This window comes from Pandoraea commovens (assembly GCF_024704525.1).
Classification (GTDB): Bacteria; Pseudomonadota; Gammaproteobacteria; order Burkholderiales; family Burkholderiaceae; genus Pandoraea; species Pandoraea commovens.
In genome coordinates this window covers 5834139-5854036 of sequence record NZ_CP102780.1, presented here as the reverse complement: position 1 = coordinate 5854036, position 19898 = coordinate 5834139, and the positions used below count along the sequence as shown (strand labels likewise).

At 62.8% G+C, this 19898-nt stretch carries 24 protein-coding genes; 12 read left to right on the top strand and 12 right to left on the bottom strand.

Features of this window, described 5'->3' with window-relative positions:
- Positions 1-32: 32 nt before the first annotated feature.
- On the top strand, positions 33-761 hold the full coding sequence (locus NTU39_RS26370) for an RNA polymerase sigma factor FliA (RefSeq protein ID WP_150663677.1): 729 nt from the start codon (positions 33-35) through the stop codon (positions 759-761).
- Here NTU39_RS26370 and NTU39_RS26365 read toward each other — a convergent pair.
- From NTU39_RS26365 to flgA, 6 genes are all read right to left on the bottom strand, one after another.
- Entirely contained in the window at positions 758-1321 is a 564-nt protein-coding gene (locus NTU39_RS26365; protein WP_257958899.1) for a flavoprotein, read from the bottom strand. The two genes, NTU39_RS26370 and NTU39_RS26365, sit on opposite strands and share 4 nt — an antisense overlap.
- Positions 1321-1578 carry a CBU_0592 family membrane protein gene (locus tag NTU39_RS27020; protein ID WP_425495004.1) on the bottom strand — a complete coding sequence of 86 codons (258 nt, stop codon included), beginning with the start codon at positions 1576-1578 and terminating at the stop codon, positions 1321-1323. Before NTU39_RS27020 ends, NTU39_RS26365 begins: the two co-directional genes overlap by 1 nt.
- A gap of 1 nt (position 1579) precedes the next feature.
- Entirely contained in the window at positions 1580-2008 is a 429-nt protein-coding gene (locus NTU39_RS26360) for a hypothetical protein (RefSeq protein WP_257958898.1), read from the bottom strand.
- A gap of 620 nt (positions 2009-2628) precedes the next feature.
- Positions 2629-3087 (bottom strand): flagella synthesis protein FlgN, encoded by a 459-nt coding sequence (locus NTU39_RS26350; protein ID WP_150663674.1) that lies wholly within the window; start codon positions 3085-3087, stop codon positions 2629-2631.
- Positions 3084-3419, bottom strand: coding sequence for a flagellar biosynthesis anti-sigma factor FlgM (gene flgM, locus NTU39_RS26345; protein ID WP_150663673.1), 336 nt, complete (start codon positions 3417-3419; stop codon positions 3084-3086). Before flgM ends, NTU39_RS26350 begins: the two co-directional genes overlap by 4 nt.
- Before the next feature lie 149 nt (positions 3420-3568).
- Positions 3569-4627 carry a flagellar basal body P-ring formation chaperone FlgA gene (gene flgA, locus NTU39_RS26340; RefSeq protein ID WP_174984479.1) on the bottom strand — a complete coding sequence of 353 codons (1059 nt, stop codon included), beginning with the start codon at positions 4625-4627 and terminating at the stop codon, positions 3569-3571.
- Positions 4628-5013: 386 nt separating this feature from the next.
- Here flgA and flgB point away from each other — a divergent pair, with 386 nt between their 5' ends.
- From flgB to flgL, 11 genes are all read left to right on the top strand, one after another.
- Positions 5014-5454, top strand: coding sequence for a flagellar basal body rod protein FlgB (gene flgB, locus NTU39_RS26335; RefSeq protein ID WP_150578058.1), 441 nt, complete (start codon positions 5014-5016; stop codon positions 5452-5454).
- A gap of 5 nt (positions 5455-5459) precedes the next feature.
- Positions 5460-5864, top strand: a complete 405-nt coding sequence (gene flgC, locus NTU39_RS26330; protein ID WP_039394038.1) for a flagellar basal body rod protein FlgC — start codon at positions 5460-5462, stop codon at positions 5862-5864.
- Between the two features lie 24 nt (positions 5865-5888).
- Positions 5889-6617 (top strand): flagellar hook assembly protein FlgD, encoded by a 729-nt coding sequence (gene flgD / locus NTU39_RS26325; protein ID WP_150663671.1) that lies wholly within the window; start codon positions 5889-5891, stop codon positions 6615-6617.
- 91 nt (positions 6618-6708) lie between these two features.
- A complete protein-coding gene (gene flgE, locus NTU39_RS26320; protein ID WP_150663670.1) occupies positions 6709-7965 on the top strand; it encodes a flagellar hook protein FlgE in 1257 nt (418 codons plus the stop codon).
- A 43-nt stretch (positions 7966-8008) separates the two neighbouring features.
- On the top strand, positions 8009-8752 hold the full coding sequence (locus NTU39_RS26315; protein ID WP_046290182.1) for a flagellar basal body rod protein FlgF: 744 nt from the start codon (positions 8009-8011) through the stop codon (positions 8750-8752).
- Positions 8753-8806: 54 nt separating this feature from the next.
- Positions 8807-9589 carry a flagellar basal-body rod protein FlgG gene (gene flgG / locus NTU39_RS26310; protein ID WP_039394029.1) on the top strand — a complete coding sequence of 261 codons (783 nt, stop codon included), beginning with the start codon at positions 8807-8809 and terminating at the stop codon, positions 9587-9589.
- 51 nt (positions 9590-9640) lie between these two features.
- Positions 9641-10363 carry a flagellar basal body L-ring protein FlgH gene (locus NTU39_RS26305; protein ID WP_217426147.1) on the top strand — a complete coding sequence of 241 codons (723 nt, stop codon included), beginning with the start codon at positions 9641-9643 and terminating at the stop codon, positions 10361-10363.
- Between the two features lie 119 nt (positions 10364-10482).
- Positions 10483-11574, top strand: a complete 1092-nt coding sequence (locus NTU39_RS26300) for a flagellar basal body P-ring protein FlgI (protein WP_052253141.1) — start codon at positions 10483-10485, stop codon at positions 11572-11574.
- Between the two features lies 1 nt (position 11575).
- Positions 11576-12463: a flagellar assembly peptidoglycan hydrolase FlgJ gene (gene flgJ, locus NTU39_RS26295; RefSeq protein WP_150663668.1), complete on the top strand. Its 888-nt coding sequence runs from the start codon at positions 11576-11578 to the stop codon at positions 12461-12463.
- A 132-nt stretch (positions 12464-12595) separates the two neighbouring features.
- Positions 12596-14584, top strand: a complete 1989-nt coding sequence (gene flgK / locus NTU39_RS26290) for a flagellar hook-associated protein FlgK (protein ID WP_257958897.1) — start codon at positions 12596-12598, stop codon at positions 14582-14584.
- A gap of 18 nt (positions 14585-14602) precedes the next feature.
- Positions 14603-15838: a flagellar hook-associated protein FlgL gene (gene flgL / locus NTU39_RS26285; RefSeq protein ID WP_150663666.1), complete on the top strand. Its 1236-nt coding sequence runs from the start codon at positions 14603-14605 to the stop codon at positions 15836-15838.
- 99 nt (positions 15839-15937) lie between these two features.
- On the opposite strand, the gene fliR is transcribed toward flgL, so the two are convergent.
- From fliR to fliM, 6 genes are all read right to left on the bottom strand, one after another.
- A complete protein-coding gene (gene fliR, locus NTU39_RS26280) occupies positions 15938-16729 on the bottom strand; it encodes a flagellar biosynthetic protein FliR (RefSeq protein WP_150663665.1) in 792 nt (263 codons plus the stop codon).
- A 26-nt stretch (positions 16730-16755) separates the two neighbouring features.
- Positions 16756-17025 (bottom strand): flagellar biosynthesis protein FliQ, encoded by a 270-nt coding sequence (fliQ, locus tag NTU39_RS26275; RefSeq protein WP_039394013.1) that lies wholly within the window; start codon positions 17023-17025, stop codon positions 16756-16758.
- Positions 17026-17041: 16 nt separating this feature from the next.
- On the bottom strand, positions 17042-17812 hold the full coding sequence (gene fliP / locus NTU39_RS26270; protein WP_150664171.1) for a flagellar type III secretion system pore protein FliP: 771 nt from the start codon (positions 17810-17812) through the stop codon (positions 17042-17044).
- 59 nt (positions 17813-17871) lie between these two features.
- Positions 17872-18330 (bottom strand): flagellar biosynthetic protein FliO, encoded by a 459-nt coding sequence (gene fliO / locus NTU39_RS26265; protein ID WP_174984471.1) that lies wholly within the window; start codon positions 18328-18330, stop codon positions 17872-17874.
- A gap of 116 nt (positions 18331-18446) precedes the next feature.
- On the bottom strand, positions 18447-18893 hold the full coding sequence (gene fliN / locus NTU39_RS26260) for a flagellar motor switch protein FliN (RefSeq protein WP_150663663.1): 447 nt from the start codon (positions 18891-18893) through the stop codon (positions 18447-18449).
- Positions 18893-19891, bottom strand: coding sequence for a flagellar motor switch protein FliM (gene fliM / locus NTU39_RS26255; RefSeq protein WP_039394002.1), 999 nt, complete (start codon positions 19889-19891; stop codon positions 18893-18895). Before fliM ends, fliN begins: the two co-directional genes overlap by 1 nt.
- Positions 19892-19898: the final 7 nt, after the last annotated feature.

Sequence of the window (19898 nt, the reverse complement as noted above, 5' to 3'; positions counted from 1 at the left end):
ACGGCACGCGTCGAGAGGAAGCGGAGGGAAACATGTATACCGCGCGCGGGAAGGTCGACACGAACGACACGCTGACCCAATACGCGCCGTTGGTGCGCCGCCTGGCGCTGCAATTGATGGCGAAGCTGCCGGCGAGCGTTGAATTGGAAGATCTGATTCAGGCTGGCATGCTGGGGCTGCTCGATGCGGCGAACCGGTATCAGGAGACGCAGGGCGCGCAGTTCGAAACGTACGCGAGCCAGCGCATTCGCGGGGCGATGCTTGACGAGTTGCGCGAGCTGGACTGGGCATCGCGTGGCATTCGCAAGACGGCGCGCGAGATCGAGAAAGCGGTGCAGCGACTGGAGCAGCGGCTGGGACGGGGTCCGTCCGAGAGCGAGATTGCGGGCGAGATGTCGATCGGGCTGACCGAGTATCAGCAGATGCTGCAGGACGTGCACGGCTGCCAGCTGATCTATTACGAAGATTTCGAATCGGCGGACGAAGAGCCGTTCATCGACCGCATTTGCGCGGACCCGGGTGCGGATCCGTTGACGATGCTGCTTGATGAAGGTTTGCGCGGCGGCGTGGTGGACGCCATCGATCGTCTGCCGGAGCGCGAGAAGTTGCTGATGAGTCTTTACTACGAGCAGGGTCTGAACCTGCGCGAAATCGGCGCCGTGCTCGAAGTCAGCGAGTCACGTGTGTGTCAGTTGCACAGCCAGGCGATCTCGCGCTTGCGCGCGACGCTGCGTGAGAAGGCTTGGACTTCGGCGAATTAAGGCGCTTTGTGTATTGAAAGGGTGCTCTCGACAGATTCGACGATCTGCTCGGGAGTCGCCATAGCGGCGGGGCCAAAATCCCCGCCCGCTAACCACTTCTCTCTCGGCGGTATCACGCCAACATCCCAAGACTTAAGCAGCTCAAGTTGCTTTTCCGTTAGCGGGTGCTCCCACATATATTTGTTCATCGAGGGAGCCACCAGTAATGGTTTTGACTTCACTTGCCACGCCCGGTACGTGGTTGTCAGCAGATTGTCGCAAATGCCGGATACCAGCTTCCCCAGGGTGTTGGCCGTCAACGGGGCGATGACGAAGAGATCCGCCCAGTTTCTCAGCGTGATGTGCAGGATCTGATCGCCGCGCTGGCGCCATGTATACCAATCGTCGTCATCGGTGTGAACGTCAGTCATTCGTCTTGCCGTGGCGAGATCGAAAAATGCTAGCGACGGCGTGGAGGCCACGACTTGGACGTCATACGTCAACGCTAGCAACTCGACGAGTTGGATCGTATCTTTCGCACCGATGCTGCCAGTCGTGCCCAGAAGGATTCGCCTTTGCATCACCTCGCCCTCCTGTTCTTATGAGCTTTGTACAAACCATACAGGCTGATCGACGCCCAGAAGCCTTCGATCAGCATCGAGGCTGGATTCGGGTGGTAGATCAGCGAGTAAACAATCATTAGCGATCCAGCCAGATTGAATGCCGAATATTTGTACGATGTCGTGCTGAGCGTCCCGTGCAGATTTAGAAAGTAGGCAATGACTACGGTCAGCGCACCCGCAATGCCAATGACGTCGGAGGCATTTATTGATGTCATGTCAGATGGGGGCCGCGATTTTCTTTTCGAACGGAGAAACTGACCCGGCCGTCAGTTGGATCGCATCGGTCCATCCACGCGAAGCGTGAATCGTGACGTTTGCGCTGTCCGATAGTTCGTTTTGAATGATCAGGTCACATCGAATGGGTTCTAACGACTCGAAAAAGTCGTCGACAATCGACCAACAGGCCTGTTCGAGTGTCATCGCGAGTCCTGCGTATCTGGAGAGGTATTCCTGAAACGAAAAGAACTCGACGAGTTGTCTGCGCGGGTGATATCTGAATTTCAGCCGAGCGACATTCTGTTCAGATGGATGAAGATGTTCATTCGTGCGAAATGCGGGTACATCGAAGGTGACTTCGTAGGCGCGCATACGGGCCTGTTGCCTAATGACGTTCGGAATGACGACGAATTCGTGATCAATGTTCATAGTGCCTCCGATCAAGTCCAATAGCGTTGAGGGATTGGCGAGTTTGCCCTCAACCGAGAGGTGTTGAACGGACGATATGGTGTGGATCGATTCGTGTTTGCCGTGGCACGCTTCGCCGGAGGGGGGCCTCGTGAGTCGTCGGGTCCGACCGCCGAAGCATGTTTTCGGACGGTGCCTAAGCTGGGGAACGAAGTTGGAGAGTGCCGCGTGTGCGGGTGCACAGCCAGGCGATCTTCGCGCTTGCGCGCAACGCTGCGTGAGAAGGCTTGGACTTCGGCGCGTTGAACGGTAGCAAGGCTCGAAAGAATCCCTCGAATGCATTTGGCTTCGAGGGATTTTCTATTGCCCGAGGATCCGTCGGCAGATTTTTCGGACAATGGCTGCTTGAATGAATGGTGCTGATTTTGCCACCATTCCGGAATGGACACGAATCACTACACTTACTACCTGGCTTGGTCGTCGGAAGATGGCGAGCATGTCGGTCGATGCGCAGAATTCCCCGCCTTATCCTGGCTGAGTGCAACCCCGGACGAGGCGCTGGAGGGTATTCGGAAGACGGTCTGCGAAGTCGTCGACGATATGCGGACGAACGGTGAAGCGGTCCCGGAAGCGCGCCAGAGTTAAGCCGTAACACTCCCCCCGCTAGAACGCGGGGTGGTGCGGCCGTCGGGGCCGTAGAGGGGAGTGTTGTTGCCCGGGCCGTAGAGGACGTTCAGGGCTTGCTGAGTGTACGTCAGGCGGGTGTTGATGAGCAGGCCGTTCGTGTCGTTCGCGCGCTTGGCCTCGGCGGCAGCCGCAAGCAGTGCCTTCCACGCCGTGTCGACCTTGGGATCGGCTGCTGCTGCTGCCGTCGCGCCTGCTTCGTCAGGCGAGTAGCCCAACGCTTTCAACTGCGCATCGCGCTCACGACCGAGAGCGGACAGTTCCGCCACGGCGCGCGTCTTGCGTTCGGTCAGATCCGGCAACGCGTCGAGCGTGCCGTTGACCAATGCCTGCTGTTCTTCCCCGAGCAATGTCGAAAACGTGCCGATAGCGGCCGTTTCAGCAGTCAGGGCGTTCAGCAGGGCATCGGTGGTCATGACTTCGATTGCGCAGAGAGCAAATCGCGTGCGGTCGAGATCAGACCGTCCGCAATCTTGGAGGTATCAATAGCCAACTGGCCGTTAGCGATCGCCGCCTTGATCTGCTCGACCTTCGCGACGTCGATGTCGGCCGTGCCGCTGGCTGCCAGTTTTTCCTGCAAGGCACGCATCTCCGACGACAAGGCGCTCGTGCTCACGCTGGCACCGCCAGTGCTTGCAGCAGGTGCCGCCGCAGCGTCGCTATTCACAGCGCCGGCCGTCGTCCGATCCGTCGTCGCCTTGCTCGCGCCGACACCAGTCAGCGGATTGGCGGGTGGTTCGATTTTCATGTGCTTTCCCCAGAAACCTGCCTGTGTAACGGCATTATCCGCCATAACTTTAGGCAAGTAACATCCTGTTACCAGTTCAAGTGCCCGGGTGATTTCAGCGAATACTTAACGTAAGTAAGCGGTTACTTCTGTCGCTTTCTTCCTATTTCTTACAGCGCAACTTCGACTTCGACGTTGCCATTTTTCCCTGACTTCACGGTGCCGCTGACGACTTGTCCGGCACGCGTGCGCACCTGCACGGGATCGCCTGCGCTGGCGCGTGAGAGCACCTGACCTTCCGTGCTCACTTCAAAACCCGAACCCCGCGAGACCACGCGCACGGTTTGTCCCTGCTGGACGGCAATCGCACTGCGCAGCAGGTCGGAGCGGATCGGCAGCCCCGAGGTAATCCGGTTCACGGCCACCGTGCCGACGATCTGACCGGCATCGGTCGCGACCGTGCGCGGCAACAGCGTGAGATCGCCCTGACGCGGCGACAGATCCGTCGGCCCGATGGTCTCGCCCGGATTGATCTGGCGTGCGGCGACGAAATACGTGGCGTTGATGCTCACGCGCGCTTGCAGATACAGCGTCCACGGACGCTCCCCCGCACACCGCACGCCCACACTGGTCGTGCCCCAAAGGCGCGCACCCGGCGGCAGGAACGGCTCAAGTGCCGCGCACGCAGGCATGCGGTCCGAGACCGATTCGCCCACGGTGATGTTGACCTGACCGGGCAAGCCGGTGGTCTGCTCACGCAGGAAGCGCTCGGCGGTTTGCCGGATCACCTGCGTGTTCTGGAATTGGGATGCCTGAGGTTGCGGCTGGGGTTGCACAGGCGCAGCCGTCGCAACCGGGGCCTGCTGCGTATAAACGGGCGCGTTCGCCGTGGCAGTCGCGGGACGCACCATGTTCGGCACGTTCGACGCGACACCGCCCGCAGCGGCGTTGTTGCCGGGGATGACGATGGCGCTCGGGCCGAGCGTATTGCCGAGGTTCTGGGCGGCAGGGTCGGTGGCGACGCCGGGGTTCGCACCCGTGGCAGCCTGCACGGACGTCACGAGTCCAGCCATGCTTACGGTCGCGAGCATCGCGGCCATCAAGCCACGTCGCACACTCGTAAGTATTTGAAAGTCCGGGGACATTTTTGCGGACGAGCGCTGGCCGGGCCGCTGCACGCCAAACGTGCGCGGGGCATTGGCGAATGGGTCGCCGAATTTGCCTGCCATGCTCACTCTCCTTGCTTGAACGGCTTTCGCGTTGCGAAGCCGACGACACCGGGCAGTGTCCCTGTGCCTGGGGGGCGAACCCCGCCCGATGCCGTCAGGAAGCCATTCTAGAGATGTCGCGTCACGGGGCATGGCTCGAAATGGCGGTCAATCTCCTTCCTATTCCTCCGATTGAATCCCGGGGGGTACGCATACGATGCGAAGCATGCCAAAAGGTCCCTATTTTTCCGGACCGGGCAGGGCACCCCGTCTGCGCACCGCGCGATGGCCGCCAGTCAGCGCAGCAAACGACTGAGCAGGCCCAGCAGCCAGAACGTGCAGCACGGGCAAGTTTCTTGAGCATTACCCAAGTACCCAGCATCAAGGCAAGCATCGGGCGAGACGAGATCATGGACAAACTGGACGCGGCATTGCGATTCTCCCAGCAGGCGCTGGCTATGCGCGCCTACCGTCAGGAGGTGATCTCGTCGAATATCGCCAACGCGGATACGCCGGGGTACAAGTCGCGCGACGTCGATTTCAATAACGCGTTGAATCAGGCCGTCGAGCGTGGCGCGCAGCAGCAGCTCGCTACCGAGTCGAGCGTATCGCTCTCGCGCACGTCCTCGCGCCACATCGCCGGTCGCGGTGTGACGACGGCACCGCCGATGGGCGGCCCGGAGCTGCTCTACCGCGTGCCGTATCAGCAAAGCGTCGACGGTAACACCGTCGAACTCGATGCCGAGCGTGTGAACTTCGCCGACAACGCCGTGCATTATCAGACGGGCCTCACGGTCCTGAGCAGCCAGATCAAGACGATGCTGGCCGCCATCACCAGTCAAGGGTAAGCGCCATGCCACTCATGAGCATCTTCGACGTTGCCGGTTCGGCCATGACTGCGCAGTCGCAGCGCATGAACGTGACGGCCAGCAACCTGGCCAACGCCGAATCGGTGACCGGCCCGGACGGTCAGCCGTACCGCGCCAAGCAGGTCGTGTTTCAGGTCAATCCGGTCACGGGCACCGATGTCGGCGGCGTGAAGGTCGCCGGTGTGGTGGAAGACCCATCGCCGCTCAAGACGGTGTACGACCCGAAGAACCCGGCTGCGAACGCACAGGGCTACGTCACCATGCCCAACGTGAATCCGGTGGAAGAGATGGTCAACATGATCTCCGCCTCCCGCTCGTACCAAGCCAACGTCGAAGCGCTCAACACCGCCAAGACACTCATGCTCAAAACCCTCACGGTCGGCCAGTAAGGGGCCGCGCGGAGACCAGAAGAAATGGCCAGCATCAATACGTCGAACGCCGCGAACTTTTCGCAGAACTTCCTCGACTCGATCAACGGCACTGCCAACAGCAGCAGCTCGAAGTCGTCGGCGGGCAGCGCAGACGATCTGCAAAACAGCTTCCTGAAGTTGCTCGTCGCTCAGATGAACAATCAGGACCCGCTCAATCCGATGGACAACTCGCAGGTCACGTCGCAGCTCGCGCAGATCAGCACGGTCTCGGGCATCACGCAGCTCAACACCACGCTGTCGTCGGTGACCTCGCAACTGAATTCGACCCAGAGCCTGCAAGCCGCGGCACTGGTCGGCAAGGGCGTGCTGATCCCGGGCACCAACATCGGTGTGGGCAGCACCAAGGCCGACGACGGCACCGTCACCAAGACGGCCACGCCGTTCGGCTTCGAACTGCCGAGCGACGCCGACACCGTCAAGATCGAGATCAAGGACAGCACCGGCAAGACGATCCGCACCGTCAACGCGGGCGCGCTCGACGCGGGCGTGCAAGCCCTGACGTGGGACGCCAAGGATGATTCGGGCACGGACGTGGCAGACGGCAAGTACACCCTGAGCGTGACGGCGACCGCCAACGGCAAGGCCGTGACGCCGACGCTGCTCTCGTACGCGCAGGTGCAAAGCGTTGTCGCCAGCACGACCGGTTCGCCGCTGCTCAACGTGGGTACGGGCTCGAACATCAAGCTCTCCGACGTTCGCGAAATTCTCTGATCCGTAGCTCTGATTCGTAAGCGCTTAACTCTTTTCGAACCGTATTCGTCGCGATACCCGTCGTCGACAACCGAATTTCAGGAGTAACACCATGGCCTTTTCGACCGGATTGAGCGGCCTGAACGCCGCCTCCAAGGACCTGGACGTCATCGGCAACAACGTTGCCAACGCGGCCACCGTCGGCTTCAAGCAGGGTCAGGCACAGTTCGCCGACATCTACGCCAACTCGCTGTTCGGCGCAGGCAACAACACCGTCGGTATCGGTACGCGTGTGGCCGCCATCGCGCAGCAGTTCACGCAGGGCGACATCACGGTCACGAACCGTCAGCTCGATCTGGCGATCTCCGGCAACGGCTTCTTCCGCGTGTCGAACAACGGCACCATCGCCTACACGCGTAACGGCCAGTTCTCGCTCGACAAGAACGGTTACATCGTCGACTCGAACGGCGATCACCTGACCGGCTATCTGGCAGGCCCGAACGGCATCATCAACAGCGTCTCGCCGGTCGATCTGCAGATCCCGACGGGCGATCTGGCCCCGACGGCCTCCAAGAAGATCACGGGTCAGTTCAACCTCGACTCGCGCAGCGCCGTGAACACCACGCCGTTCTCGATCACCGACCCGAACTCGTACACCAACGCCACGTCGCTCAAGGTCTACGACTCGCTGGGCAATTCGCACGACGTCAACCTGTACTTCAAGAAGACGAGCGTCGATGCCACGACCAACAATGCCACGTGGACCGTATACGCTTCGGTCGACGGCACGACGCAAGTCGGCGCTGGCCCGATCGGCACGCTGACGTTCAACTCGTCGGGCAGCCTCGTCTCGCAAACGGATTCGACCGGCGCGGCCGTGACCGGTCCGATCACGCTGCCGACGATCACCTACGGCAACGGCGCGGCGCAGGGCAACCTCACGCTGAACCTGACCGGCACCACGCAGTTTGGTAACAGCTACACGCCGAACACGCTGACGCAAGACGGTTATTCGTCGGGTCGTCTGACCGGCTTCACGTTCAACGCGGACGGCACCATCGTCGGTACGTACTCGAACACGCAATCGATGGTGCTCGGCCAGGTCGCACTCGCGAACTTCAACAACGTGAACGGCCTGATCCCGCTGGGTAACAACCTCTGGTCGGAATCGGCAGCTTCGGGCATCCCCATCGTCGGCGTGCCGGGCGGTACGAACCTCGGCAAGCTGCAAGCCGGTGCCGTCGAAGCGTCGAACGTCGACCTGACGGCCGAACTGGTCCACATGATCACCGCGCAACGCAACTATCAGGCGAACGCGCAGACGATCAAGACGGAAGACCAGTTGATGCAAACGATGGTCAACCTGTAAGACACGGAGCGGCGCGTATGCGTAACTTGCAGGAGGGGCGTCGATGGATCGTCTGATCTATATCGCCATGACCGGCGCAAAGCAGGCGATGGAGCAGCAGTCGACCACCGCCAACAATCTGGCGAACGTCTCGACGCCGGGCTTTCGTGCCCAGCTCTCGGCGTTTCGTCAGGCGCCGGTGCGCGGGGCCGACGGTTCGACCGGCACGCGCACGTTCGTGACGACGTCCACGCCGGGCACCGACTTCACGCCCGGCGCCATGCAGCAGACGGGCCGTGCGCTCGACGTGGCCATTCAGGGGCAGGGCTGGCTGGCGGTGCGCGACGCGCAGGGCCGCGAAGCCTACACCCGTGGCGGCAACCTCGAAATGACGGCCGACGGCCAGATCACGTTGCATGGCCTGCCGGTCATGACCGACGCCGGTCCGGCCGCCGTGCCGCCGGGCGCTGCCGTGACCGTGGGCACCGACGGCACGATCTCGGCATTGGGGCAGGGCGATCCGCCTAACTCCATCGCCGTGATGGGCCAGTTGAAGCTGGTCAACCCGCCCGAGGGCAACCTCGTGCGTGGTGACGACGGACTGTTCCGCATGGGCAATAACGCACCGGCGCAGGTCGATCCGAATGTCGTGGTGGTCGCAGGCTCGATCGAGACCAGCAACGTCAATCCGGTCAGCGGTCTGGTGAACATGATTTCGCAGTCGCGGGCCTTCGAGATGCAGATGAAGATGCTGCAGACGGCCGACACCAACGAACAATCCGCCAACCAGTTGCTGAACTTCAGCTAACGGACGGCCAGTCGCCAGACGACGCCAGCCACCGTACACGGGGAGAAACATCAAATGATCCGTTCGCTCTACATCGCTGCCACCGGCATGAACGCCCAGCAGACGAACATGGACGTGATTTCGAACAACCTCGCCAACACCAGCACGAACGGCTTCAAGAAAGGCCGCGCGGTGTTCGAGGATCTGCTGTATCAGACGATCCGCCAGCCGGGTGCTCAGTCGTCGCAGCAGACGCTGCTGCCCTCGGGCCTGCAACTGGGCACGGGTGTGCGTCCGGCCGCGACCGAGCGCATCTTCACGCAGGGCAACCTGACGTCGACGGCGAACGCGAAGGACGTGGCCATCAACGGCGACGGCTTCTTCCAGGTGCTCATGCCGGACGGCACGACCGCCTACACGCGCGACGGCTCGTTCCAGGTCGATAACAACGGCCAGCTCGTGACGGCTTCGGGCTACCCGATCCAACCGGCGATCACGATCCCGGCCAACGCGCTGTCGCTGACCATCGCGCGCGACGGTACGGTCTCGGTCACGCAGCCGGGCAACACGGCCAACGTGCAGATCGGTACGTTCCAGCTCGCCACGTTCATCAACAACGCTGGCCTGCAAAGCATGGGTGAGAACCTGTACGCCGAGACGGCCGCCTCGGGCGCACCGAACGTCGCACAGCCGGGCACCAACGGCGCGGGCGTGCTCAACCAGAACTACGTCGAAACGTCGAACGTGAACGTGGTGGAAGAGCTCGTGAACATGATTTCGGCGCAGCGCGCCTATGAAATCAACTCGAAGGCCGTGACGGCATCGGATCAGATGCTGCAACGTCTGACGCAGATGTAATCGGGGCGACAGCCGCCGAACGTACTCAGCACTTAGGAAATGAACGTCGATATGTCCGCAAGCACGACCGCATCTCAACGCAAGCCACGCAGCGCGGGCCTCGCTCGGTTCCTCGCGCTCGCGGCTGCCGTGGCGTTGACCGGTCTGGCGGGCTGCGCCTACGTGCCGCAGGAGCCGGTCGTCACCGGACCGACGACCACGCGTCCGCCGCCTCCGCCCGTGTCTGCCGACCCGGAAGGTTCGATCTACCGTCCGCTGTACTCGAACCGGCCGCTCTTCGAAGATCGTCGTCCGCGCAACGTTGGTGACATTCTCACGATCGTCATCAACGAAAACACGGCGGCGAGCAAGAACTCCGCCGCGAACACCACGCGCGCGGGCAGTGGCAATCTGACGCTGAACCAGACGCCGGGCGTGATCGGCGGCGTGCTCAATAATCAGGCACTGGACGCAAGCGGCGCGAACAAGTTCGACGCCAAGGGCGCGGCCAACGCCAACAACGTGTTCTCGGGGCAGATCACCGTCACCGTGATGGACGTGCTCTCCAACGGCAACCTCGCGGTCGCTGGTGAGAAGCAGATCGCGATCAACCAGGGCACGGAGTACATCAAGTTTTCGGGCATCGTCAGCCCGCAGACCATTTCGGGCGCGAACACCGTGCCTTCGACGCAGGTGGCCGATGCGCGCATCGAATACCGTGGCAAGGGCTACATCAACGAAGCCGAAACCATGGGCTGGCTGCAGCGCTTCTTCCTTAACGTTTCGCCCTTCTGATGTCGATCATGTCGTTCCTGTCGCGCCGCGCGCCTAACACCGGCTCAACCGGCTCCTTCGGCCCCATCCGCCAACTTCGTCGCACCGCCTCCACGCTGGCTGTGGCTGTGGCTGCGGCGATGAGCGTCGCGGGCGGCGCTGTGCTGCTTGCGCCGGGCGTGGCCCACGCCGAGCGTCTCAAGGAACTGGCGTCGATTCAGGGTGTGCGCGACAACCAACTGATCGGCTACGGTCTCGTGGCCGGTCTCGACAACTCGGGCGACCAGACGACCCAGACGCCGTTCACCGTGCAGAGTATGACCAACATGCTCTCGCAGCTGGGCATCACGGTCGCACCGGGCACCAACATGCAGTTGAAGAACGTGGCCGCGGTGATGGTGACGGCCACGCTGCCGGCGTTCACGCGTCCCGGTCAGGCCATCGACGTGGTGGTCTCGTCGATGGGTAACGCCAAGAGTCTGCGCGGCGGCACGCTGCTGATGACCCCGCTCAAGGGGCCGGACGGTCAGGTCTACGCGCTGGCGCAGGGCAACCTGCTGATCGGCGGCGCGGGCGCGGCTGCCAACGGATCGAGCGTGACCATCAACCAACTGGCCTCGGGCCGGATTCCGAGCGGCGCCATCGTCGAGCGCGCCGTGCCGACCGCCATGGGCGGTCAGCCGGGCACCGTGCAGATGGAGTTGAACGCCACCGACTTCTCGACCGCGCAGCGCGTGGTCGACGCCGTGAACCGGCGCTTTGGCTACGGCACCGCCCAGGCGCTCGACGGTCGCGTGATTCTGCTGCGCACGCCGACCGACCCGTCCTCGCGCGTGCAATTCCTCGCGCAGCTCGAAAGCCTGGAAGTGCGCCCGGACAACACGGCCGCACGCGTCATCATCAACGCCCGTACGGGGTCGGTGGTGATGAACCAGAACGTGACGATCCAGCAATGCGCGGTCGCGCACGGCAACCTGTCGGTCGTCATCGACACGCAAAACAATGTGAGCCAACCGGCGCCGTTCTCGGGCGGTCAGACGGTCGTGGCCCCGAATTCGCAAATCTCCGTTCAACAGGAGAACAACGCGCTCAAGATGGTGAAAGCGGGCGCCAACCTCGCCGACGTCGTCAAGGCGCTGAACTCGCTGGGTGCGAGTCCGGCAGACCTGATGTCGATTCTGCAGGCCATGAAGGCCTCGGGCGCCCTGCGCGCCGACCTGGAGATCATCTGATATGGCCGACAGCAATCGTCTCACGGGGGCTGCGAGCGCCCCTCTGCCCGACCTGACGCAGCGCGCGTCCTACGAAATGCAGGGCCTCTCGGCATTGCGCGCCGCCGCCCATCAGCAAACGCCGCAGGCCACGCAGCAGGCGGCCAAGCAGTTCGAAGCCGTCTTCACGCAGATGATGGTCAAGAGCATGCGCGACGCCACCATGTCCGGCGGCCTGCTCGGCAGCGATCAGGAAAAGATGTTCAACGGCATGCTGGACGACCAGCTCGCCCAGCAACTGGCGTCCAACAAAGGCATCGGGCTGGCCGATCTTATGCTCAAGCAACTGGCCAAGACCGGCACCACGCTGCCGCCGGCGGCCATGGGCCGTCAGCAGCCGCTGGCCGGACGTGCGTATAACTCGGCAGACGCCATCGGTGTGGCCGACAACGCCCCGGCCGTCGCAGGCGAATTCGTCGACCGGATGGCCACGGCCGCCCAGAACGCCAGCGCCAACAGCGGCATTCCGGCGCGCTTCATGCTGAGTCAGGCGGCGCTCGAGTCGGGCTGGGGCAAGCGCGAGATCCGCCGGGCGGACGGCAGCACGAGCCACAACGTATTCGGCATCAAGGCGGGCAAGAACTGGAACGGCCCGACCGTGGAAGTGGCGACGACCGAGTACGTGAACGGCCAGCCGCGCAAGGTGATGGCTAAATTCCGTGCCTACGGCTCGTACGACGAGGCTTTCGCCGATTACGCCAAGCTGATTTCGAACAATCCGCGCTATTCGTCGGTGGTGGCGAGCGCCAACGACGCCGCGAGCTTTGCCAACAATCTGCAACGCGCCGGTTACGCGACCGACCCGCAGTACGCCAGCAAGCTCATGAAAGTGATGAAACACTTCACCTGACGTCACGGGATTCCTGAGATTCAAGCGAGTCCGGGCCTCAATTTTGTCGCCGGACTGCCGTAAACACATCGGTAACGGTGCGCGAGCGGGCTTTTCACCGCGGGGCGTGCCTCTAACTCAAGCCGCGAGATCATGAGCCTAATCAATACTGGCATGAGCGGGCTGAACGCCGCCCAGTTCGCCCTCAGCACCACCGGCAATAACGTCGCCAATGCGGGCACGGCCGGTTATAACCGTCAGATCGTCGACTATTCGCAGGCCGCCAGCCAGTATTCCGGCGCGGGCTACATCGGCACAGGCGTGCTGGTGAACGACGTCTCGCGCGTGTACAGCCAGTTCCTGTCGAACCAGACGAACCAGGCACAGACCCAGTACAGCCAGCTCAACACGTACTACCAGCAGATCTCGCAGATCAACAACGCGCTGGGCAGCTCGACGACCGGCCTGTCGGCCACCATGTCGCAGTTCTTCACGAACCTGCAGAACATCGTGTCCGCCCCGGCCAACTCGGCCACGCGCGCGACCGTCGTGTCGTCGGCGCAAACGCTGGCGAGCATGTTCCAGTCGCTCTCCGGCACGCTGTCGACGCTGCGTTCCAGCACGAATGCCAGCATTTCCCAGTCGACCGACCAGATCAACGTCTACGCCAAGCAGATCGCTCAACTGAACGACGCTATCGTGCAGGCGCAAGCCAATGGCGGCGGCGCTTCGCCGAACGACCTGCTCGACCAGCGCGATCAGGCAGTGGCCAACCTGAACGCCATCATCCAGACCAATGTGGTCAAGGCGCAGGACGGCACGTACAACGTCTACGTCGGTAACGGCCAGTCGCTCGTGACGGGCAACTCGGCTTACCAGCTCACGACCATGGCGTCGACCAACGACCCGTCGGAACTGACGATTGCCTACGTAACGCCCAACGGCACCAAGGTGCCGGTGCCGGAATCGTCGATCACGGGTGGCTCGCTCGCCGGTCTGCTGTCGTTCCGTAGCGGCGCGCTGACGCAAGCCCAGAATTCGCTCGGTCAGATCGCCCTGTCGCTCGCGGGCACGATGAACGCGCAGAACCAGCTCGGTCTGGACCTGTACGGCCAGCTCGGCGGCAATCTGTTCACGGTGCCGAACCCGACCATCGTCGCCAACACGAAGAACTCGAACGGCGCGGTGCTCAATTCGACGATTACCGACGCTTCGAAGATCACGGCCAGCGACTACAACGTCACGTTCGACGGCACGAACTACACGATGACCCGCTCGTCGGACGGCGCGAAGTGGACGGCCCCGGTGCCGGGCACCCCTGGCGCACCGCTGGCGTTCACGGACAGCAGCGGCAACGCGTTCAACGACGGTTTCAACGTCACCGTCGGCAACAACGTCGCGGGCGACAGCTTCACGATTCAGCCGACGCGCAATGCCGCTGGCAACATCGGCGTGGCGATCACCGACCCGGGCAAAATCGCCCTGGCCGCGCCGATCCTCGCGTCCACGCCGACGACCAACACCGGCTCGCTCAAGACCGATCAGGGGTCCGTCGACGCCAACTACCTGTCGAACGTGCTGACCGCGCCGGTCTCGTTCACGTTCAGCAAGAACGCCACGACTGGCGCGATCACGCTGGTCGCGCCGTCGCCGATGACCGTGACGGTCAACGGCACGACGACCACGTACGCGGCTGGCGACACCGTTCCGTACGACGCTACCAACGGCGCGAAGATCACGATGAACGGCATGACCGTGAACGTGAGCGGTACCCCGGCCGACGGCGACAAGCTGACGATCTCCCCGAATGCTGCGGGCGCGACGACGGACAACCGTAACGGCCTCGCACTCTCGGCGCTGCAGAACGACAAGACCAAGGTCGGCGGCAAGGACAGCTATGCGTCCGCTTACGCCAATCTGGTCTCGTACGTCGGTTCGACCACGAACACCTACAAGGCGACGAGCGCCGCGCAGCAAACGCTGCTCACGCAGGCGAAGAGCGCCCAGCAGTCCAATTCCGGCGTCAGCCTCGACGAAGAGGCCGCCAACCTGATCAAGTTCCAGCAGCTCTATCAGGCCAACTCAAAGGTCATCCAGACCGCGTCGCAGCTGTTCGACACGATTCTGCAGATGGTCAACTAAGGCTGAGGAGACGGAAAAATGCGCATCAGTACCAGCATGATTTTCGATCAGGGGTCGTCGGCCATGAGCCGTAACGTCTCCGATCTGCTCAACACGCAGGCGCAGCTCTCGTCGGGCAAGCGCGTGACCACGCCGAGCGACGATCCGCTCGCGTCGGCACAGGCCGTGGCCGTGTCGCAAGCCCAGGACATGAACAAGCAGTACGCGACGAACCGCGGTTCGGCGACGACGGCGCTTCAGCTCGAAGACCAGACGTTCGGCAGCATCGTCAACACGCTGCAGCACGTGATGTCGCAAGTGATCGCCGCGGGCAGCCCGTCGCTCAACGACAACGATCGCACGGCCATTGCCACCGATCTGCAATCGAGCTACCAGCAACTGCTCTCGCTGGCTAACACGACCGACGCGAACGGCCAGTACCTGTTCTCTGGCTTCATGGGCAGCTCGGCCGCTTACGTCGCCACGCCGACGGGTGCCAGCTACGCAGGCGACACCGGTCTTCGTTACGTGCAAGTGAGCAGCGGACGTCAGATTCCGATCAACGACATCGGCTCGAACATCTTCCAGGCGATTCAACCGGCCACGGCCAGCACGGTGATCAGCGGCAGCCTGACGAACACCGGCACGGCCACGTTCACGCCGGTCTCGACGACCGACGCGAGCAACGCGGCGGCCGATCACCAGTTCTCGATCAGCTTCGCCATCGACAACACGACCACGCCGCCGACGACGAACTACACGGTCAAGGATCTGACGGACACGACCGCGGCGGATGTGACGGGCGCGTACACGTCGGGCCAGCCGATCACGTTCGCAGGCAAGTCGGTGACGTTCACGGGCGCTCCGGCCACGGGCGATACCTACAACGTAAATCCTGCGGGCAAGTCCAGCACGAACGTGTTCGACAACCTGCAAGCGTTGATCAACACGCTCAAGACGCCGATCTCGGCACAAGGTCAGGCCGGTTCGGCTAACCTGAGCAACGCGCTGACCACGTTCAACCAGATGTTCAGCAACACCTACGACAACGTGACGACCGTGCGCACGACCGTGGGCTCGCGCATGAACGAGATCTCGACGCTCAACGACATCGGCAGCGCCAACGATCTCGCTTACACGTCGCAGATGCAGGATCTGCTGGACGTGGACATCATCTCGGCGACGAGCCAGTTCGCGCAGCAACAGGCCGCGCTGCAAGCCTCGCAGCAGACCTTCATCCAGACGCAGAAGCTCTCGCTGTTCAGCCTGCTCTGATCGCAGGACTGTTTGGCACCAAAGCAAATCAGGCCACCTTCGGGTGGCCTGATTTGCTTTGGGCGGCGGAGATTGTCGAGTGTCGACGCAGCCGAGGCGCTATGCCTTCGGCACGAACGCGGCCGTGGCGCGCATCATCATGTCGATGCCGATGGACACGAAGTGGTCCATCACCGGCGCGAGACGCGGCATCATCAGTTCGAGCACCACCAGACCGACACCGAGCGTGAGCGGAAAGCCCACGGCGAAGATGTTCAGTTGCGGCGCGGCACGGTTCAGAATACCGAGCGCAAGGTTACAGATCAGCAGCGCGGCGACGAGCGGCAGCGACAACATCAGTGCCAGCGTGAACAACTGCCCGCCGAGCATGGCGAGGTAATGCCAGCCCATGACCGAGATCGGCGTGCCGGAGATCGGTAGCACCGTGAAGCTTTGCACCAGCGTGGCGTACATCACCAGATGCCCGTTCGTCGCGAGAAAGACCAGCATGATCACGACGTTGAGCAGCATGCCGAGCACAGCGGTACTGCCGTCCGCATTGGGATTGAGCAGCGTGGCAAACGACAGGCCCATTTGCAGGCCGACGAAGTCGCCCGCCATGCTGACAGCGGAAAACACGAGCTGCATGCACCAGCCGAGCGCAGCACCGATCATCATTTGCTGCGCGAGAATCCAGAGACCTTCCCACGAGAACGGCGAGACCGACGGCGCAGGACCAATGACCGGTGCGAGCGTGAGCGCGACGATACCCGCCAGGCCGATCTTCACGGTGCCGGGCACGCGCGAGTCGCCGAAGATCGGCGCCGTCATGGACAGCGAGAGCAGGCGGACGAACGGGAACAGGAACGTCGCAATGACGCCCGAGAGCTGGTCGTAAGTGAAGCTGATCAAGGCTGGCCGATGCCCGATGCCCCGGCTTACCCGACGAGGCCGGGAATGCCGGTGAGCAACTGGCGCATGTAGTCGACCATCAGGTTGAGCATCCACGGACCTGCGACCACGAGCGTGATGAACACGGCGAGCAGCTTGGGGATGAACGACAGCGTCATTTCGTTGATCTGCGTGGCCGCCTGAAAAAGGCTCACGAGCAGACCGGAGACGAGGGCGACGATCAGCAGCGGTGCGGCGAGCAGCAGACAGACCTGCATGGCCTGATGGGCCAGCGCCATCACGGTTTCCGGAGTCATCTCGGTGGCCTCCCCGCTACGTCGTGAAGCTCTGGGCCAGCGAGCCCAGCAGCAGTTGCCAGCCGTCGACCACCACGAACAGCATCAGCTTGAACGGCAGTGAGACGGTGGACGGCGAGACCATCATCATCCCCATGGCCATCAGCACGCTGGCCACCACGAGGTCGATGATCAGGAACGGGATGAAGATCGTGAAGCCGATCTGGAAGGCCGTCTTCAGTTCGCTGGTGGCGAAGGCGGGCACGAGAATGCGCATCGGCACATCTTCCGGACCGTTCATCGGCGGCGTCTTGGCGAGTTTGGCGAACAGGGCGAGGTCCGCTTCACGCGTCTGCTTGAGCATGAACGAGTGAAACGGCTTCGCACCGGTGTCGATGGCCTGCTCGAAGCTGATCTTGTTCGCTGCGAACGGCTGGTAGGCGTTCGTGTAGACCTGATCGAACACGGGCGACATGACGAAGAAGGTCAGGAACAGCGCGAGGCCGATCAGGATCTGGTTCGGCGGCGAGGTCGTCACACCGATGGCATGACGCAGTAGCGAGAGCACGATGATGATGCGCGTGAAGGCCGTCATCATCAGCAACATCGCGGGCAGAAAGCCCAGCGACGTGAGCAGCAGCATCGTCTGCACGGACAGAGAGTACGTCTGTCCGCCGCCCGGTGCCGGTGTCGTGGTGAAGGCGGGCAGGGTGGCCTGCGCGAAAGCGGAGACGGGCAGGGTCAGCCCGATCAGGCAAAGCAGGCACGCGAGCAAGGCGAGTGCGAGACCCGGCTTCAGACCGGCCATCGGACGGGAAATACGCGCCGGGCCCGGTGCTTGTCCGGCCAGCAACACGCCGCGTGACATCAGGTGTCCTTTTTCATCGTTTCGCGCAGCTTTTGCGCAAAAGCTTGCGCGGCGCGGTTGGCTTGCGCACCCGGATGGGTGACGGCAGGGGCCGGTGATTCGGCGACATGGTCGGCAACGCGATCGGCGTCGATCACATGAAGGCTGCGGACCTGACCCGGTGCCACGCCGAGCACGACCCAGTCGCCAGCCACTTCCACGACGACCACGCGTTCGCGTTGTCCGACGGCCGCACTACCCACGATGCGCACGTTGCCGCCGCCAAGCGGGCGTTGCAGTCCGAAGCGCTTTGCGAGCCACGCCAGCCCGAAGAGCAGCGCCAGCACGAGCACGAGGCCGAAACCCGTTTGTACGATGCCCGCACCGCCGAGGCTCGGCACGGCCGCTGCTTGCGAAGCGGTGCCTTGTGCGTGAGCCATCGAGATGGGGAGGAGAGCCATGCCAGCGGTGGCTGTCATGGCAGCCGTTGCGGCCGGACCGGTCAGAAGGGAGCGCGGGCGTGCAAGCCGTTGCATGGCACTGGCGGCGCTTGCCGCAGCGCGCCCCACGGGCGTGCCGCGGACTTTCAAAGCAATCATCGGTTGAGCTTACGGATGCGTTCGGATGGCGTGATGATATCAGTCAGGCGGATGCCGAACTTGTCGTTCACGACCACCACTTCGCCCTGGGCGATTAGGCAACCGTTGACCAGCACGTCCATCGGCTCGCCGGCCATGCCGTCGAGTTCCACCACGGAACCCTGTGCGAGTTGCAGCAGGTTCTTGATGGCGATTTTGGTGCGGCCCAGCTCCACGGTCATCTGGACCGGGATGTCGAGGATCAGATCGATGTCGTTGTGCGCGGCACCGGCCGGATTGCCGGCGGTCGCGGCGAGCGGCTGGAACACGGGGGCTGCCGCAGGTTGCGGTGCAGCGGCCGCGGCAGGTGCCGGCTCCGAAGCGGTCTGCTCGGCCATGGCACTGGCCCACTCGTCCGCCATGGCCTGGGCGTCTTCACCGGGCGTTTGAGGGGTATCGCTCATCACTCGTTGTCCTTGCTGTAATCGCTGTGCGAATGGTTGATCATCTGGTTCACGCGCAGCGCGTATTGACCATTGAAGACGCCGTAATTGCAGTGCATCACGGGCACGCCGTCGACCTTGGCTTCGAGCACCTCAGGCACGTCGAGCGGGATCACGTCGCCCACGCGCATGTTGAGCAACTGCGAGAGCGTCATGTCGAATTGGGCGAGGTTCGTTACGATTTCCACATCGGCGGCCTGCACCTGCTGCGAGAGCAGACGCACCCAGCGCTTGTCGACTTCGAGCGTCTCGCCTTGCAGCGGGCTCGAGAGCTGGTCGCGCATCGGCTCGATCATCGAGTACGGCATGCAGATGTGGAATTCGCCGCCCACCGAGCCGAACTCGATGTCGAACGTGGTCGTGACGACGACTTCGTTAGGCGTGGCGACGTTGGCGAACTGCGTGTGCATTTCGGCGCGCACGTATTCGAACTCGACCGGGTACACCGGCTTCCACGACGCGCCGTAGTTCTCGAAGACGAGATCGAGCAGACGGGCGATGATGCGTTGCTCGGTCTGTGTGAAGTCGCGCCCTTCGACGCGCGTATGGAACCGGCCGTCGCCGCCGAACAGGTTGTCCACCACGAGGAACACGAGGTTCGGATCGAACACGAACAGCGCCGTGCCGCGCAGCGGCTTGATGTGGACCAGGTTGAGGTTGGTCGGGACAGGCAGGTTGCGAATGAACTCGCTGTACTTCTGCACGCGCACCGGGCTGACCGAAATTTCGGCGCTGCGGCGCATGAAGTTGAACAGCGCAATGCGGAACAGTCGCGAGAAGCGGTCGTTGATGATTTCGAGCGTGGGCATGCGCCCGCGCACGATGCGCTCTTGCGTCGCGATGTTGTATGGCCGAATGCCGGAATGATCTTCCGACTCCGACCGTTCATCCTGTTCGCCGGTGACACCCTTCAGAAGGGCATCGACTTCTTCCTGCGACAGGAACTCCTCATGCGCCATGAATCAC